Consider the following 16,391-nt stretch of genomic DNA (forward strand, 5'->3'; position numbering starts at 1 on the left):
GCGATCATTCGCCTTCCAGCGCCTTCCGCCATGCGCGGAAGAAGATGCGGCGCCGGGACTGGTCCTGATAGGCCAGAAGCTCGGGGCCCACATGGATCGGGCGCAACCTGGCGGGATCGGCTCCGGCCTCCGCCGGCGGCGGCATGTCGAGCCGGACGGTACCGAAGGCCCGGCGTGCGAGGTCCTCCTGGCCTTCGCGGGACAGGAGGAAATCCAGGAAAAGATGGGCCTGCTCGGGATGCGGCGCCTGTTTGGGAATGAGGGCGATGCGCGTCATCACCAGCGTGTAGTCCTCAAAGGCCACGACGCCGATGGCCGGCTCCTCCCGCGCCCGCGCCCGGGCATAGGAGGAGATGGTGTTGTAGGCGAACAGCTGGTCGCCATCGGACACGCGGTCGAGCATGGTGTGGGCGAAGGAATAGAGCTTCGGTCCCGTCCGCCCCATGGCCCGGACCAGTTGCCAGGTGTCCGCGGTGATGCGCACATCGCTGTTCCAGAACAGAAAGCCGGTCCCGCTGCGCTCCGGGTCGTAGGCCGCGACCTTGCCCCGGTAGGCTGCGCCCTTCTCGCGCAGGAGGCGGATGAAATCGGCATGGGTGCGCGGCACGTCTTCCGGCGGCACCCGCATCTTGTTGTAGACGAGGACGATGGGTTCCGCCGTGACCCCGAAGGCCTCGTTGCGCCACACCGCCCAGGGCGGCAGCATGGCCGTGGCGGGGGATTCGTGGCGCGCGGCATAGCCGTCGTTCACCAGCTTGATCTGGAGATCCATGGCCGAACTCCAGGCGATATCGGGACAGGGGCGGGTGTCGTTGCACTCCACCACGTCGGAATAGACGTACAGCGAATTCTTGTGCCGGTAGGTCAGCTTGATGTCGGGATAGCGGGCTCGCCAGTGCTCCAGCAGCTCGCCCATCTCCACGAGATCGATGGAAGACACGACGGTGAGTGAGCCGGCGGTGCCGGTGCCGACCGAGATTTCGTCCGAGCGGGACTGCGCTCCAGCCGGGCGTCCCGCGGCCGCGAGGGCCCCTGCGATGACGAGCGCCACTGCCAAGGCGATCCCGCTCATGCGCCCTGCGACCGCCCGAAAGCGCCGCCCCGCGGACGGCACGGCGATCCGCCCCCAGTCGCTGCCCGTCGGGGCCATCCACCCGCCTCCCGCACGCACGTCCGCACCGTCTCTTGCACTTGCTACCGTTAGCCGGTCTACATTATGCGATGCGACAGGTGTGGTCACGTATGGGGCATCCTTCCAGCTCCGAACCCGGGGCTTTCATGCCTTGCGGCCGGTTGCAGCCCGGCCGGGAGCCGGCTTGATGCGTATCCTCATCGTGGAAGACGACCGGGCGCTGGCGAGCGGACTGAAGCGTTCGCTTGCCTCGCTTGGCTACGCGGTCGATCACGAGGCCGATGCGGCGGATGCGGTCGGGCTGGCAACCCGCGAGGCGTACAATCTGGTCGTGCTCGATCTCGGCCTGCCCAACGGCAGCGGATATGACGTGCTCAGGGCGATCCGCCGCGCGGGCCTCAAGACGCCCGTGATGATCCTCACCGCGCGCGACCATGTGAGCGAGAAGGTGAAGGCGCTGGACCTCGGCGCCGATGATTATGTGAACAAGCCGTTTGCCCTCGCCGAGTTCGAGGCGCGGGTGCGGGCGCTGGTGCGCCGGGGCTTCGGCGTCAGCGACGCCTTGATCGAATTCGGGCCGCTGCAGTTCGATACCGTGCAGCACGTGGCGCGCCTGGAGGGCACGCCTCTCGATCTTAGGCGGCGGGAGCTTGCGGTTCTGCACCTCCTTCTGGTCCAGGCGGGCAAGCTCGTGCCCAAGGCACGCCTCATCTCGGAAGTGTTCGGACTGGACGATGCGGTGGGGCCCAACGCCCTGGAACTGTACATCGCCCGCCTGCGCAAGAAGCTCGGGGCCGGCGGGTTGCGCATCCGCACCGTGCGCGGGCTCGGCTACATGCTGGAGAAGGACTGATGCGCCCCGCCCGCCGCTCGCTGAAGCGCGCGGTTCTCCTCAATCTGCTCGCGCCGGTGCTGCTGCTGGCCGTCGCCATCGGAGCCGGCGGCTATCTCACCATCACGTCGGTGGTGGAGAGTTCCCACGACCGCCTCCTCGACGGCTCCCTGATGGCCATCGCCGAGCGATTGGCGGTGGAGAGCGGCGAGGTGGTGGTGGACATGCCGCAGGTTGCCCTCGGCATGCTCGAAACCAAGACGCAGGACAATGTCTATTATCTCGTCACCTCGGACGCCGGGCCGGTGACGGGCTATCCCGACCTGCCGCTCGGCCGGATGGCGGCGGCTTTGCCGGGCCTGCCGGCCCACTGGAACGCCACCTACCGCGGCAATGCCGTGCGCCTCGCCGCAGTGGCGCGCCGCGTCTATGGCGTCGAGCGTCCGGTGATCGTCGCCGTCGCCGAGACCCGGCTCGCCCGCAACCAGCTGCGCAACGAGATGCTGCGCAACCTGGGACTGGCGGAGGCCGCCCTGATACTGGCCATCGGGGTTCTGGCATGGGTTTCCGTCGAGCGCGGGTTGATGCCGCTCGCCGACCTCAGCCGGCAGATCGACACCCGCGCCGTCAGCGACTGGCGCGATCTGCGGCCGCTCGATCTGTCCGAGGTGCCGCAGGAGGCGATGGCTCCCGCCACCGCTATCAACGCCATGTTCGAGCGCCTGCGCTCGGCCACCGAGCTGCTGCGGCGCTTCACTGCCGACGCCTCCCACCAGATGCGCACGCCGCTGGCCATCGTCAGGATGCATGTGGACCTGCTGCGGCGGGAAAGTGCGGATCCCGAGCTGAGGGGCAGCGCGCTGGCCGAGCTGGACCAGGGTGCCGAGCGGCTGGAGCGGCTCATCACCCAGCTTCTCACCCTGGCCCGCGCCGACGAAAGCGCGGTTTCGGCCGCAGGCGGCACGCCCTGCGATCTGGGCGACGTGATCGAGCACGTCATCGCCGAGCGCATCGCCGGCATCCCGCCCGACACCCAGCTCTCCTGCCTCATCCGGCAGCGCCCGTTGCCGCTTGTGTCCGATACCGTGCTGCTGTCCGAACTGCTGGGCAATCTTCTCGACAATGCGGTGAAATATTCCGGCGCCGGTGGCCAGGTGGTGCTGTGCGCCGACCGCAGCGGCGATGCAGCCGTCGTGACCGTCGAGGACAGCGGCCCCGGCATTCCCGAGGCCGAGCGCGAGCGCGTATTCCAGCGCTTCTACCGTGCGCCCAACCGGGCAGACGTCCCGGGCAGCGGCCTCGGCCTGTCGATCGTGAAGGTGATCGCGGACCTGCTGCACATCACGATCACCCTCGACCGCAGCCCCGATCTGGGCGGCCTGCGGGCCACGCTCCGCATGCCGCTGTCGAGCCGGACACCGCCCGACGCCTGAGCCCTTCAGGTCGGCGGGATGGCCTGAAAGGAGATGATCGAGGCGCGGCACGAACATGGAACGTCAGCACCAAACCATGCCGCCCTACGACCCCGCCCGAGCGATTTCGGCCCGGTCGATCTCACGCACGGCGTGCTCCGGCCCTCATGTGGCGCGCCAGCCTAACCGGCGAAATGGTGCAGGAGCCGGAGCAGGACCGAAGTCGCGTGGAGCAGCGCCACCGCGAGAACGACCATGCCGGTGATAGCGGCAAGCCGGCGACTTGGCTCGGCGACGACCTCGTCCGTGCCGTCTTCGTAGCGGGATCGCTGGTGGCCGCGATACAGCAACAGGCCGGACGTGCCGCTCAGCAAGAGCGCCGCCAAGAGCTGGCTGAAGGAATAATGGGAGAGGCCGCCGCGCACGGACAGCAGGGCGACGAGCATCATCACGAAGCCCGTCCGCGACCAGGCCAGCCCCGTCCGCTCGCGCTGGAGGCCTGGGTCTTTCATGCCGCGGGTCCGGTCAGATCAAGACCATGAGGCAGGCGAGCCCCACGGCAAGGGTGGCAGTGAAGGCTGCCAGAAGGGGAAGCAGGGCGCTGACGGGCAGATCGGCGTTGTGACGCATGGCTTGCTCGGCCCGCACCCAGCGGGGATAGGCCATTCCACCGAGCACGCCTCCCGCCACGAACAGGATCAGCGCAAGACCAAGCCGCAGGGGCAGCGGCCCGAGATGCGAGGCGAACTGGTCGATGCCGACCGCTCCGGCAATCAGCGCCAGAGCCGTCCGGATCCAGGCGAGAAACGTTCTCTCGTTGGCGAGCGAGAAGCGATAATCCGGCCGCGCCCCGCGCTGCCACCATTTCAGAGACGGTCCATGCTCTGACCGGTCAGCGGATGTATCGAGAGACAGATTGGACATTGTTGCACGCTGTGCTGTGTATCAGGTCGCCATGAAGGTCAGATCGACCCGTGACGAACTCATCGTCCGGGCGGTCTACGCGAATTGGGCCGCGCCTGCATCCAGCGCGGCGACGCGAAAGCCGATATTTCCGCTGCTGCTGTTCGGCGTATTGGAGTTCCGGGCCGCGACCCGGTAGCGGTTGCAATAGGAGCTGTGGCACAGATACGAGCCGCCACGCATCGAGCGGCTCGCGCCCGGCCCGTCATGGACGGGGTCGCGATCGCCTGTGACCCGGTGATATTCGGGGCTGAAGACATCCCGAACCCATTCCCAGACATTGCCCGCCACGTTGAAAAGGCCATAGCCGTTCGGCTCAAAGGCATGCACCGGGGCGGTGCCGATGTAGCCGTCCTCCGCCGTGTTGAGATCCGGGAAGGTGCCCTGCCAGATGTTGCAGCGATGCCGGCCGCCAGGGGTCAGCTCGTCTCCCCAGGGATAGAGCTTTCCGTCCAGTCCGCCGCGCGCGGCATATTCCCATTCCGCTTCGGTCAGGAGGCGCGTGCCCGACCACGCGCAGAAGGCCACCGCGTCGTTCCAGGACACATGCACCACCGGGTGATCCAGGCGATCGAGAACGGTGGTGCCGGGGCCTTCCGGCTGGGCCCAGTAAGCGAACGGCACGGGCAGCCACCAGGGCGCCTCTACCGGCACCCGCTCGATGCGGGCAGCGGTCTCCGGCGGCACCAGCGCGTGGAAGACGTAGGACCAGTTGAAGCGTTCGGCCTCCGTGACATGACCGGTCGCCCGGACGAAATCGGCGAACTGCGCGTTCGTCACCGCATAGGCCGACACCCGGAACGGGCTCAGCGTGACCGGCCGCGCCGGCCCCTCGCCATCGCCCGCGAAGCCTTCGGCGCCGGATGTGCCCATCAGGAAGCGTCCACCCGGCAGCGCAATCCAGCGAAAGGCCGTGCCCTTCCCGCCGGTGGAGGCCGGCGGAGGTGGCGGCGGCGCTTCGCCTGCCGTCTCGGGGCGGCGCGCGCAGCAGCAGGTCGGCGACTTGCCGGCCTCCTCCGCCCCGCCGCTCTCCCGCCCCTGCGTCACTCCTCTTCCTCCCAGAAGGCGGCGGCGCCCTGGGCCTTCATCAGCTCGAGGATCTTCTCGCGCGGGATCACGCCGCAGCGTTCGGCCCACGCCTGATAGAGGCCGATCATCTCCTGGACGCGCTCGGGGTGGCCCGCCGAGAGATCGTGTAGCTCGGTGCGGTCGGCCTCCATGTCGTAGAGCTCCCAGGGGCCGGGGTATTTGCGGACCAGCTTCCACTGGCCGACACGCACCGCGGCATTGCCCTCGTGCTCCCAGAACATCGGCTCCGTGCGTTCGCCGTCCTCCGGGAAGGAGGGCGCGAGGCTGACGCCTTCGCAGGGCAGGATGGCATTGCCGTCGTGGGTCTGGGGATATGCGGCGCCGGTCACGTCGAGAATGGTTGCCATGATGTCCGGCAGCTGGCCCGGCACATGGCGCAGCTCGCCGCCTGCCGTGATCTGGGCCGGCCAGTGGAGAATGAGGGGCGTGGCGATGCCGCCTTCGTGGACCCAGTGCTTGTAGAGCCGGAAGGGCGTGTTGGAGAGGTTGGCCCAGGCGACGCCGTAGCTCTGATAAGTGTCCTCCGCGCCGGGCATGATCTCGGGAATGTTGCCGAAGCGCACGGGACGGCCGTCGCGGGTCTGCGCCCGGGCGATCATCAGGTCCTCGACGAGGGCCTGGGGCGAGACATCCTCGGGAATGTCCTCGGCGCAGGCGCCGTTGTCGGAGAGGAAGATGACCAGCGTGTCGTCCATCTGCCCGGTGTCCTCGAGCGCCTTCAGCACGCGGCCGATGCCCTGGTCCATCCGGTCGATCTGGGCGGCATAGACCTCCATGCAACGGGCCAGCCACGCGCGCTCCTCCGCCTCGGTCCACGGCGGCTGGGTGGGATCGCGGTCGGTCAGCTTCCAGTCGGGATGGATCAGCCCCGACTTGATCATGCGGGACAGGCGCTCCTCGCGCAGTTCGTCCCAGCCGGCGTCGAAGCGGCCCTTGTACTTGGCGATGTCTTCGGGGTGCGCATGGAGCGGCCAGTGCGGGGCCGTATAGGCCACGTACTGGAAGAAGGGCTCGCCGGCATGCTCCTTCGCGTGACGATGGATGAAGTCGGCGGCTTCGGTGGTGATGGCGTCCGTATAGAAGAAGTTCGGATCTTCCTTGGCCTCATGCTCGGCATTCTCGTTGCCGCGCGTCAGCGTATTGGGCCAATAGAAGCTGCCGGCGCCGATGATGGTGCCGTAGAATTCATCGAAGCCGCGCTGCAGCGGCCAGGTATCGGTGGGCTCTGTGAGGTTCGCCGCCACATGCCACTTGCCGGTGAGGCGGGTCCGATATCCGGCCTTGCGCAGCACCTCGGCGATGGTCACGCAGTTCTTGTTCAGATTGCCCACATAGCCTTCCGGCCCGGTGCTGTAGGTGAGGATGCCGATGCCGGTCTGGTGCGGATGAAGGCCGGTGAGCAGCGACGCGCGGGACGGGCTGCAGCGTGCGGTGTTGTAGAACTGCGAATAACGCAGGCCGTTCGCCGCCAGCCGGTCGAGATTGGGCGTCTCGATCTCGCCGCCGTAGCAGCCGATATCGGAAAAGCCCATGTCGTCATTCAGGATGAGGACGATATTCGGGCGCTTGGTCGCGGGCGTATCGGACATGGATGGCTCCAGGGGCGCGGCGTGACCTCGTCACGCCCGTCGCGTCAGATTGATGGTGAAGCGGAAATAATCGGGCAGGTAGACCGAGCGCAGCAGCTCCAGCGGCCGTCCGTCCGTGGAGATGGTCAGGCGTTCCATGGCGAGAAGCGGGTCGCCGGGCGCGATCCCGAGCAGGCCGGCAGTCGCCTCGTCGGCGAGCGTGGCGGAGATGCTCTGGCTCGCCTCCTTGATGTTGAGCCCGAGCTCCTCCTCGAACACCCGGTACATCAGGATGGAAACGAGGTCCCGCTTCTCCAGCTCAAGGCCGATATCGGGCGGGTAGAAGGCATGCTCGATGGCGATGGGGATCGCGTCCGCGAGCCGCACGCGCTTCAGTTCCCAAACCGCGCGCTCGCGCAGGGTCTCGCGTGCGGCGGTGTCGTGGGCGTTGGTCATTCCCTGGTGGAGAATGCGCGCGCCGGGCTCGAAGCCGGCGTCGCGGATGGTCTCGGAAAAGCCCATCAGCCGTCCGAGCCAGTTCTCCGGCTCGTTCGACTTGAGGAACGTGCCGCGGCCGCGTTCGCGGGCGAACATGCCCTCTTCCACCAAGGGCTGGATGGCGTGGCGGATGGTGATGCGGCTCACGCCGAAATGCTTGACCAGCTCGGCCTCGGGCATCAGGCGGCCGTCCGCGTCGATGAGCTTGCCCTCGCGCACCTGACTGCGGATGGCTTCGCGCACCTGGATGTGAAGCGGCGGCGCTCCGGCCCCGCCGGATTTGGTCCCGTTCGCTTCGCGCGCGGACTTGCCTTTCATGGGCGCGAGTTTGATGGGCGCGAGCATGTCAGATCCGCCGGCCGGTGGTTGGGTCGAACAGATGGATGTCTTCCGGAGCGAACGACACGGCCATCGTCTCCCCTTCGCGCGGCAGCGGGAAGCGGTCGTATCGGGCCCTGAGCGGGGTGCCATCGAGGGTGAGGTCGAGGATGGCGGCGTCGCCGAGGTTCTCCACGACCTCCACCGTCACGGGAATGCCGGCCGGATCGAACCGGACGGCGCTGGGCCGCACACCCACCACCACCGCGCGACCCGCCTCGAGAGAGGCGGCCACCGGAACATGACGGCCGCCGATCAGGACGCCTCCGGCCGTGGTCCGGGTGGTGATGAGGTTCATGGGCGGGCTGCCGATGAAGGCGGCAACCTCGATGCAGTTCGGCGCGGCGAACACATCCGCCGGCCGGCCGATCTGGCAGATCTCGCCTTCCCGGAACACCGCCATGCGATCGGCGAGGGTCATCGCCTCTTCCTGGTCGTGGGTGACATACACGGCCGTCACGCCGAGCGACCTCTGCAGCTTCTTCAGCTCCACGCGGGTGGCGAGGCGCAGCATGGCATCGAGATTGGAGAGCGGTTCATCCAGCAGGAACAGCCGCGCCTTGCGCACGATCGCCCGGGCGAGCGCGCAGCGCTGCTGCTGGCCGCCGGAAAGCTGCCCCGGCTTGCGGTCCAGAAGATGATCGATCTTCACCTTGGCGGCCGCCTCCCGAACCGCGGGCGCGATCTCCGCCTTCGGTGTCTTCGCCATCTCCAGGGGAAACGCGATGTTCTCGGCCACCGTCATGTGCGGGTAGAGCGCATAGCTCTGGAACACCATGGCGATGTCACGGGCGCGCGCATCGGCGCCGGTCACGTCCTTCCCATCCAGCAGAATGCGGCCGGAGGTGGGGGCATCGAGGCCGGCGAGAATGCGCAGCGTCGTGCTCTTGCCGGAGCCCGACGGCCCGAGCAGGGCGAAGAATTCGCCTGGGCGGATCTCGATGTCGATGCCCTTCAGGGCTTCGAACGACCCATGCTTCTTGACGATCTTTTCGAGCTGAACCAGTCCGCGCGCGGTCATCGGCGTCCCCCTCCCTTGACGGCGCCGACCGTCAGGCCTTTCACGATGTGTTTTTGGGCGATGATGCCGAGGATGATGACAGGCAGCATCGCGAGCGCGGACACCGCCGCCAGCTTCGACCAGAGCGTCTGTTCCACCGACACGAAGTTGAACATGGAGATGGTGACCGGCCTCACCACGTTTCCGGACAGCACCACGGCGAACAGGAACTCGTTCCAGGCATTCAGGAATACGAAGACCACGGTTACCGCCACGCCGCCGCGCACCTGGGGCAGGATGATGCGCCACAGGGTCATCAGCCGGCTCGCGCCGTCGATGAAGGCCGCCTCTTCCATCTCGAACGGCAGGTCCTCGAAATAGGACACCAGCAGCCAGATCGCGAACGGCAGCGAGAAGGAGAGATAGATCAGGATGATGCCCTGATAGGTATCGATCCAGCCGATATCCCGCAGGATCAGGAAGTAGGGAATGATGATGCCCACCGGGGGCAGCATCTGGGTGGCGAGCACGTAGAAGCCCGACCACTTCTTGCCCGGCACCCGCAGGCGGGCGAGCGCGTAGGCGGCGGGGATCGCGAGCACCATGGTCACGATGGTCGTGCCGATGGAGATGATGAAGCTGCTGACGAGGTTCGGCACGATGGACGTGGGGCCGAACAGCACGTCCCTGAACGCCGCGAGCGTCGGCGAGAAGATCAGCTTCGGGGGATAGGCGAGCACATCCTGCTCGCTCTTGAAGGCGTTGAGAAGGCTCCAGAAGATCGGGAAAATCCAGGCGAGCAGAAACAGGCCGGATACGCTCAGGAGCAGGGCAAGGCGCAGCTTGTGACCCTTCATTTCGCCCTCCGGAGTGCGAACAGGACGCCGGTGATGACGAGGGTGAAGATCAACAGGGCCACCGCGAGCGCCGAGCCGTAGCCGATGGACAGCTCGGTGAAGGACTTGCGGTAGGCGTAGAGATTGAGGATCTCGGTGGCCGTTCCCGGACCGCCGCCAGTGACGGTGAAGATGGCCGCGAACGCCGTGAGCGCCACCATGGTGCGCATGATGATCACCATGACGATGGCCGGACGCAGCAACGGCAGGGTGATGCGCACGAAGCAGCGCCACGGGCTCGCCCGGTCGATGCGCGCCGCCTCGTAGATGTCCTCGGGCAGGGCCGCGAGACTGGCCAGCAGCACCATGAAAGCGAACGGCGTCCACTGCCAGGTGTGGATCACCACGACGGAAAACAGGGCGAGGGAGGGATCGCCGAGCCAGTTGTGGCTGCCGAGGCCGGCCGTCATGCTCAGATAGTCCACCACGCCGAATTCGGGGGTGAGCATGAAGGTGCGCCATACCATGCCGACAACGGCGGGCGAGAGCACCACGGGCAGGATCGCCACGATGCGGAACAGCGCCTGTCCGCGCTTCATGCCGTTGACGAGCAGCGCGAGCGCGAGGCCCAGGACGACCTGCAGGATCACCGTGGAAAACGTATAGACGAGGCTGACCCCGAGCGCGGACCAGAAACGCGGATCGCCGAGCAGTTCCCGGTAATTGTCGAGCCCGACGAAGCCGTCCATGAACGGCATCGCGAGGTCCATCCGGTGCAGGCTGGTCCATCCCAGATGCAGCAGCGGAAACGTGGTGGTCGCCATCAGGGCGATGAAGGCGGGGGCGAGCAGCGCCGCCGCAAAGCGGCGCTCCCGTCCCTCCATCATCCGCGCGGGATCTGCGCGACCGCCGACCGGAACGTCGAGGGTAGTGGCTTTCGTCACGACATCAGCCTCGCATCATCGGCTCTAGGCGGCGCTGTGCCTCGTCCAGGGCGGCCTTGGTGGTGGCCTGCCCCACCAAGGCCTGCTGGATCGCGGTGGCGAGCGTGTCGCCAATGGCCGGCCACTGGGGCACGCGCGGACGCCAGTTCACGTCCGTATCCTGTTCCAGCGCGCCCAGGGTGGTGGCGACGAAATTGTCGCCGAAGCTGTTCATCAGCTTCACAAAGTCCGGGTTCTTCCAAAGGCTCAGGCGGTTCACGCCGGAGCGCTTTGCCGGGCCGGAGAACTGGTAGGAGGTGAGCGCCTGGGTCTGGAGCGATGCCGCCCACTGGATGAACAGCCAGGTGGCCTTCTTCCGCTTCTCCGGCAGCGAGGCATTGATGGGGAAGCCCCAGTTCCAGATGGACGACACGCGCTTGCCGGTCGGCCCCTTGGGCCAGCGCGCGAAGCCGATCTTGCCGACGACCTTGGACTTCTCGGGATTGGTGATGACAGAGGCGGACGTGTTCGCGTCGATGTAGCTGGCGATGGTGCCCTGCGAGAAGGCGTCGGCGATGTCGGGCCAGTTCCAGTTCTGCGCAGCGGTGGGCGCGTATTTGCGCATCACGTCCACATACCAGTTGAGCGCCGCTTCGGCCTCCGGCCCGTTGACGCGGAACTTGCCGCCCGGAAACCAGTCTCCGCCGAATTCCTTGAACAGCGAAGAATAGATGTAGACGTTCTGCCCGGCACCGGCGACGCCGCGCAGGGCGGCGCCCCAAAGGCGGTTTCCGGGATCGTTCAGCGCCGCGGCATTGGCAACGTAGTCTTCCAGCGTATCCGCCGCCTTGAGGCCCTTCGCGTCGTACAGATCCTTGCGATAGACTTGGACGGTGACCTCGCCGTCATACGGCACGCCATACAGCTTGCCGTCGATGGTGTTGGCGTTGCGCCACGCGGGAATGATGTCGTCCGGCTGGAACCAGGCGGGGTCGGTGAGGGTCGCGTCCTTGAGATAGGGATCGAGCGACTCCACCCATTTGTTCGCGGCGTAGAGCGCGTAATACATGGGGTCGGCCGCATGGGTCGAATATCCGCCGGCCTTGGACGTGAGGTCGATCACGGCCTTCTGGCGGATCTGCGCGGGCGGGATTTTCTCGAACCGAACACTGATGCCGGTCAGCGCCTCGAACTGGGGCGCGAGCGCGATGAGCGCGTCGAAGTAGCTCGCCGGGATCACCGCGACGGTGATCTGCTCGCCGGATGCCTGGCGCCAGTCGATCTTGGCCGCCTTGTAGGCCGAAAGGTCCGCATCCTGCGCGCCGGCGGAACGGATGAGAGCGGGGAAAGCGACGGCGGCAAGGCCAGCCTGCAGCACGTGACGCCGCGTGGGCTTCACAGAAGTCATTGGCGTTTCCTCCTGGCCGATATGGGTCCGGCCTATTGTCATAACAATCTATAAGACATCATAACCTGTCAACCGGCGCACCTGTCTTCTGCGCGGGTCGAAAGTCAGTCCTGCGCGTGCAGCGCCTGCGCGACCGCGTGGCGCCAACCCTTGATTTTGCTGGACCTCCGGTCGTCCGCCATCTCAGGCGAGAAGCGCCGGTCGAGGTGCCAGTTGCGGGCAAATTCCTCTGGCCCGCCGTAAAGGCCCGCGCGCCATCCGGCGAGGAAGGCCGCCCCGAGCGCCGTGGTCTCCCGCACGACCGGGCGGTCCACGGGATTGCCGAGAACGTCGGCGATGAATTGCATCGTCCAATCGCTGTCGGACATCCCGCCATCCACCCGGATGACCGCCTCGGCGCCCTCAAGACCGGCGTCGAGCATGTCCGCCCGCATGGCCTCCAGAAGATCGAGGGTCTGATAGCCGACGCTTTCCAGCGCCGCGCGGGCGATCTCGCGGCGGGTGGTGCCGCGGGTGAGGCCGCTCAGCGTGGCGCGCGCATCGCTGCGCCAGTGGGGTGCGCCAAGGCCGGCGAAGGCCGGGACGAGATAGACTGGCTGATCATCGGCCGCCTCGGCCGCCAGCCGCGTGCTCTCGGCCGCCGTGGTGATGATGCCCAAGCTGTCCCGCAGCCATTGCACCGTGGAGCCGGCGGAAAAGATCGAACCCTCCAGCGCGTAGGTCCGCTTGCCATCCCATTGATAGGCAATGGTTGTCAGGAGGCGGTGGCGCGAGCGCGGCCGGGCATCGCCCGTGTTGAGCAGCATGAAGGCGCCGGTGCCATAGGTCGCCTTCGCCAGCCCCGGCGAGAAACAGGCCTGCCCCACGAGGCTCGCCTGCTGGTCGCCGACCATGGCCAGCACCGGCACCTCGCGTCCCAGCCAGGTGGCGGCGGCGGTGCCGAACGCGCCGGCGGTGTCGCGGACCTCGGGCAGGATGGTGGCGGGGATCTGGAACAGGCGCAGCAGGTCCTCGTCCCAGACGCCGGAGTGAATGTCGAACAGCATCGTCCGGGCGGCGTTGGTCGCATCCGTGGCATGCACGGCACCGCCGGTGAGCTGCCAGAGCAGGAAGGTATCCACCGTGCCGAAAGCGAGCGCCCCGCGCTCAGCCCGGCTCCGCGCGCCGGGGACGTTATCCAGCAGCCAGCCGATCTTGGTGGCCGAGAAATAGGGATCGATCAGCAAGCCGCTGCGTTCGGCGACGAGGCCCTCGCAGCCCTCCGCCGTGAGACGGTTGCACAGGTCCGCCGTGCGCCGGTCCTGCCAGACGATGGCGGGCGCGATGGGCTCTCCGGTCTCGCGGTCCCACAGGACGGTCGTCTCACGCTGGTTGGCGATGCCGATGGCGGCGATGTCAGCCGCCGTCAGCCCCGAGCGCGCGAGTGCATCGCGCATGGTGGCAAGGCTGGTCTCCCACAGATCGCGCGGATCATGTTCGACCCAGCCGGGATGCGGGAACGACTGCGGGAATTCGCGTTGAGCCGAGGCCACGGGCGTGAAGTTGCGATCGAACACGATGGATCGCGTCGAAGTCGTGCCCTGGTCGATAACAAGTATATGCGTCTCCACCCGCCTCCTCCCCCTTCTTGTTCTTTGTCATTCTTGTTCTGGGTCATGCCCCGCGTCAGGCCGCGGCGCCGTTGCGCTCCAACGCCATGAAGTCTTCCAGCGCCGAAACTTCCGCCGGCGTCAGGCGAAGGCCGAGCTTGGTCCGGCGCCAGAGCACGTCGGCGGCCGTGCGTGCAAACTCCTCGCGCATCAGATGGCGCACCTCCGCGACCGTCAGGCCCGCCCCGAAGGTGGTCCGCGCGGCGGGATCGGCGTCCGCCGCCGCGAGAAACGTCTCGGCCCTGGTGCCGTAGGTGCGCGCCAGCCGGGCGGCATCCGGAGGCGCCAGCCAGGGCCGGTTCTGCCGAAGGGACTGCGCCAGCTGCGCCGTCGCGCCGCGGGGGAAATCGCCGCCGGGCAGTGGTGCGCTCCCTGTCCAGTCCCCACGGCGCGCGGCCGCTGCGCCAAGATGCTGACTGAGCTTGTCCAGCGCGTCGAGGGCGAGATGGCGATAGGTGGTGATCTTGCCGCCGAGCACGGAGAGGAGCGGCGCGCCTCCCGCATCGTTCAATTCCAGTACATAGTCCCGCGTCGCCGCCTGAGCGGCGCTCGCCCCGTCGTCATACAGCGCGCGCACGCCCGAATAGCTCCACACCACGTCGGCAGGTGAGACGGGGCGCGAGAAATATTCGCTGGCGGCGGCGCAGAGATAGCCCGTCTCGTCGGCGGTGATCGCAACCGCGGCCGGGTCCCCCTCGAAATCATGGTCGGTGGTGCCGATGAGGGTGAAGTCCCCCTCATACGGAATCGCGAAGACGATCCGGCCGTCGGGGTTCTGGAAGATGTAGCAGCGGTCGTGATCGAACAGGCGCGGCACGATGATGTGCGAACCCTGCACCAGCCGCAGCCGGCCGGCGAGGGGCGGAAGCGTTTGGCCCGCGAGACAGTCCGCCCAGGGGCCTGCGGCGTTGATGAGCACGCGGGCGCGCACATCCTTGCGCTGGTGTGTCTCGGCATTCTCGACCTGAAGTGTCCAGCCGTCCGAGGCGCGCGCGGCATCCACCGCCCGCGCCCATGTCTCGATCACGGCGCCCCGGTCCCGGGCGTCGCAGGCGTTGAGCACCACGAGCCGGGCATCGTCCACCCAGCAGTCGGAATACTCGAAGCCGCGCGTGCGCAGATCGGGCTTGAGGGGCGCACCGGCCTGGTCCCGGCCGAGGTCGAGGGAACGGGTGGCGGGCAGCAGCTTGCGCCCGCCGATGTGGTCGTAAAGGAACAGGCCGAGGCGCAGCATCCACCACGGGCGCATACCCCGGCGATAGGGCAGCACGAAGCGCAGCGGGTGCACGATGTGGGGCGCGATCCCCCAAACCACTTCCCGTTCGGTCAACGCTTCGCGCACCAGCCGGAACTCGTAATATTCGAGATAGCGCAGGCCGCCGTGCAGCAATTTGGTGGAGGCGGAGGAGGTGGCGCCGGCGAGGTCGCCCTGCTCGCACAGATAGACTGAATAGCCCCGTCCGGCCGCGTCGCGGGCGATGCCGCAGCCGTTCACGCCGCCGCCGATGATGGCGATATCGAACGGATCGTCCGCGGCCGGACGGCCCGCCGACACCTGCGCGGACGTGCGCACTCGTTCCATCGACCCAGCCTCCGCACCCCATTGCAGCGCGTGTCTCGCGGCGATGCGGCGCCGGGCCTATGCGGCCAAGGAGCGATCCGGATCACGGGTCAAACCTAAAACGAACAAATCTATGTTCGCAATCGAAAACAACGAACATTTTATGATCGATATAACAATATAAATCAATAAGTTATCTGTTTTCGTTTTCTGGAGGCGCTTCCACCACACGCACGCCATGCGTGGCGCACACGGCGCGCAGGCGATCCGAAGACAGGTGGTCGGTGACGAAGGCCGACACTTGGGAGAGGTGTCCGAGACGGACCGGCGCGACGCGGCCCACCTTGCTGCGATCGCACACAAGGATCACCCGGCGCGCATTGTCCATGATGGCCCGCGCGACCGTCACCTCGAGGGGATCGAAGTCGAGCAGCGATCCGTCCTCGTCGATGGCCGAGGCGCCGATGACTGCGGTGTCGACCTTGAACTGGCGGATCATGTCGACCGCCGCCGGCCCCACGACCGCCCCGTCCGAATGCCGCACTTGTCCGCCCGCGACCATCACGCGGATCGCGGGGAAAGGATAAAGCCTCAGCGCCACATTGATGTTGTTGGTGATGACCAGAAGGTCGCGATGGGCGGTGATGGCCCGGGCCACTTCCTCCGTGGTGGTGCCGATGGTGATGAAGAGCGAGGAATTGTCCGAGATAAGCGCCGCCGCGGCGGCGCCGATGGCGCGCTTGGCAGGTGCCGCGATCTGCCGCCGCGCCTCGTAGGACAGGTTTTCCACGGATGACGAGATGACGGCACCGCCATGGGTGCGGGCCAGAAGATTGCCGCTGCACAAGGCGTTAAGGTCGCGGCGGATGGTCTGTGGCGTCACGTTGAAGCGCAGCGCAAGGTCCTCGACGTCCACGTGGCCACTCGCCCGGGCAAGGGACAGGATGGTGTTCTGGCGATCGTTCAACACAGGCACGTCGGCCAACCCCGGTACGAAATTCCGACGTGCACGATGTCAACCCGCGCCCATCCGATCAATGGGAACGTGTCGGAAGACTGCTCCTGGGCTCTGATCACGCCGGTCCAATATGCGGCCATGGTGGCGATCGAGGAGCGGGCCGGCGTCGATGCCACCGTGAACT

Annotated in this window: 15 protein-coding genes; 2 read left to right on the forward strand and 13 right to left on the reverse strand. The window is 67.1% G+C overall.

Going from position 1 to position 16,391, the window contains the following annotated elements:
* Window positions 1–4: 4 nt before the first annotated feature.
* Window positions 5–1,150 carry an ABC transporter substrate-binding protein gene (locus V5F74_RS08715; RefSeq protein ID WP_394007383.1) on the reverse strand — a complete coding sequence of 382 codons (1,146 nt, stop codon included), beginning with the start codon at window positions 1,148–1,150 and terminating at the stop codon, window positions 5–7.
* Between the two features lie 169 nt (window positions 1,151–1,319).
* Between V5F74_RS08715 and V5F74_RS08720 the strand changes: the two genes are divergently transcribed.
* Together V5F74_RS08720 and V5F74_RS08725 are read left to right on the forward strand one after the other, a co-directional pair.
* Window positions 1,320–1,985, forward strand: a complete 666-nt coding sequence (locus V5F74_RS08720; RefSeq protein ID WP_024280779.1) for a response regulator — start codon at window positions 1,320–1,322, stop codon at window positions 1,983–1,985.
* Window positions 1,985–3,397 carry a sensor histidine kinase N-terminal domain-containing protein gene (locus V5F74_RS08725; RefSeq protein ID WP_394007385.1) on the forward strand — a complete coding sequence of 471 codons (1,413 nt, stop codon included), beginning with the start codon at window positions 1,985–1,987 and terminating at the stop codon, window positions 3,395–3,397. The genes V5F74_RS08720 and V5F74_RS08725 overlap by 1 nt, the downstream gene beginning before the upstream one ends.
* A gap of 161 nt (window positions 3,398–3,558) precedes the next feature.
* Here V5F74_RS08725 and V5F74_RS08730 read toward each other — a convergent pair whose 3' ends face one another.
* From V5F74_RS08730 to V5F74_RS08785, 12 genes are all read right to left on the reverse strand, one after another.
* Complete coding sequence (locus V5F74_RS08730; RefSeq protein ID WP_394007387.1) at window positions 3,559–3,888, reverse strand: DUF202 domain-containing protein; 330 nt, start codon at window positions 3,886–3,888, stop codon at window positions 3,559–3,561.
* A gap of 13 nt (window positions 3,889–3,901) precedes the next feature.
* Window positions 3,902–4,300, reverse strand: a complete 399-nt coding sequence (locus V5F74_RS08735) for a YidH family protein (RefSeq protein WP_024280782.1) — start codon at window positions 4,298–4,300, stop codon at window positions 3,902–3,904.
* Between the two features lie 75 nt (window positions 4,301–4,375).
* On the reverse strand, window positions 4,376–5,386 hold the full coding sequence (locus V5F74_RS08740) for a formylglycine-generating enzyme family protein (protein ID WP_081837465.1): 1,011 nt from the start codon (window positions 5,384–5,386) through the stop codon (window positions 4,376–4,378).
* Entirely contained in the window at window positions 5,383–7,017 is a 1,635-nt protein-coding gene (locus V5F74_RS08745) for an arylsulfatase (protein ID WP_081837466.1), read from the reverse strand. The genes V5F74_RS08740 and V5F74_RS08745 overlap by 4 nt, the downstream gene beginning before the upstream one ends.
* A 30-nt stretch (window positions 7,018–7,047) precedes the next feature.
* Entirely contained in the window at window positions 7,048–7,839 is a 792-nt protein-coding gene (locus V5F74_RS08750; RefSeq protein ID WP_024280785.1) for a GntR family transcriptional regulator, read from the reverse strand.
* Window position 7,840: 1 nt separating this feature from the next.
* Window positions 7,841–8,893, reverse strand: coding sequence for an ABC transporter ATP-binding protein (locus V5F74_RS08755; RefSeq protein WP_029555690.1), 1,053 nt, complete (start codon window positions 8,891–8,893; stop codon window positions 7,841–7,843).
* Window positions 8,890–9,729, reverse strand: a complete 840-nt coding sequence (locus V5F74_RS08760) for a carbohydrate ABC transporter permease (protein WP_029555691.1) — start codon at window positions 9,727–9,729, stop codon at window positions 8,890–8,892. The genes V5F74_RS08755 and V5F74_RS08760 overlap by 4 nt, the downstream gene beginning before the upstream one ends.
* The gene (locus tag V5F74_RS08765; protein WP_156026244.1) at window positions 9,726–10,652 is read right to left on the reverse strand and encodes a carbohydrate ABC transporter permease; all 927 of its coding nucleotides are present in this window, start codon (window positions 10,650–10,652) and stop codon (window positions 9,726–9,728) included. Before V5F74_RS08765 ends, V5F74_RS08760 begins: the two co-directional genes overlap by 4 nt.
* 4 nt (window positions 10,653–10,656) lie before the next feature.
* Complete coding sequence (locus V5F74_RS08770) at window positions 10,657–12,039, reverse strand: ABC transporter substrate-binding protein (RefSeq protein WP_394007391.1); 1,383 nt, start codon at window positions 12,037–12,039, stop codon at window positions 10,657–10,659.
* Window positions 12,040–12,143: 104 nt separating this feature from the next.
* The gene (glpK, locus tag V5F74_RS08775; protein ID WP_394007392.1) at window positions 12,144–13,649 is read right to left on the reverse strand and encodes a glycerol kinase GlpK; all 1,506 of its coding nucleotides are present in this window, start codon (window positions 13,647–13,649) and stop codon (window positions 12,144–12,146) included.
* Between the two features lie 55 nt (window positions 13,650–13,704).
* Window positions 13,705–15,270 (reverse strand): glycerol-3-phosphate dehydrogenase, encoded by a 1,566-nt coding sequence (gene glpD, locus V5F74_RS08780; RefSeq protein ID WP_394007394.1) that lies wholly within the window; start codon window positions 15,268–15,270, stop codon window positions 13,705–13,707.
* 172 nt (window positions 15,271–15,442) lie between these two features.
* Window positions 15,443–16,225, reverse strand: coding sequence for a DeoR/GlpR family DNA-binding transcription regulator (locus tag V5F74_RS08785; protein ID WP_029555696.1), 783 nt, complete (start codon window positions 16,223–16,225; stop codon window positions 15,443–15,445).
* Window positions 16,226–16,391 lie beyond the last annotated feature (166 nt).

The sequence above is a fragment of the Xanthobacter aminoxidans genome (genome assembly GCF_043193615.1).
Classification (GTDB): Bacteria; Pseudomonadota; Alphaproteobacteria; order Rhizobiales; family Xanthobacteraceae; genus Xanthobacter; species Xanthobacter aminoxidans.

Coding starts and splice junctions, on each gene's coding strand:
- V5F74_RS08715 (WP_394007383.1), bottom strand. CDS start 1,150: ATGGCCCCGACGGGCAGCGACTGGGGGCGGATCGCCGTGCCGTCCGCG.
- V5F74_RS08720 (WP_024280779.1), top strand. CDS start 1,320: ATGCGTATCCTCATCGTGGAAGACGACCGGGCGCTGGCGAGCGGACTG.
- V5F74_RS08725 (WP_394007385.1), top strand. CDS start 1,985: ATGCGCCCCGCCCGCCGCTCGCTGAAGCGCGCGGTTCTCCTCAATCTG.
- V5F74_RS08730 (WP_394007387.1), bottom strand. CDS start 3,888: ATGAAAGACCCAGGCCTCCAGCGCGAGCGGACGGGGCTGGCCTGGTCG.
- V5F74_RS08735 (WP_024280782.1), bottom strand. CDS start 4,300: ATGTCCAATCTGTCTCTCGATACATCCGCTGACCGGTCAGAGCATGGA.
- V5F74_RS08745 (WP_081837466.1), bottom strand. CDS start 7,017: ATGTCCGATACGCCCGCGACCAAGCGCCCGAATATCGTCCTCATCCTG.
- V5F74_RS08750 (WP_024280785.1), bottom strand. CDS start 7,839: ATGCTCGCGCCCATCAAACTCGCGCCCATGAAAGGCAAGTCCGCGCGC.
- V5F74_RS08755 (WP_029555690.1), bottom strand. CDS start 8,893: ATGACCGCGCGCGGACTGGTTCAGCTCGAAAAGATCGTCAAGAAGCAT.
- V5F74_RS08760 (WP_029555691.1), bottom strand. CDS start 9,729: ATGAAGGGTCACAAGCTGCGCCTTGCCCTGCTCCTGAGCGTATCCGGC.
- V5F74_RS08770 (WP_394007391.1), bottom strand. CDS start 12,039: ATGACTTCTGTGAAGCCCACGCGGCGTCACGTGCTGCAGGCTGGCCTT.
- glpD (WP_394007394.1), bottom strand. CDS start 15,270: ATGGAACGAGTGCGCACGTCCGCGCAGGTGTCGGCGGGCCGTCCGGCC.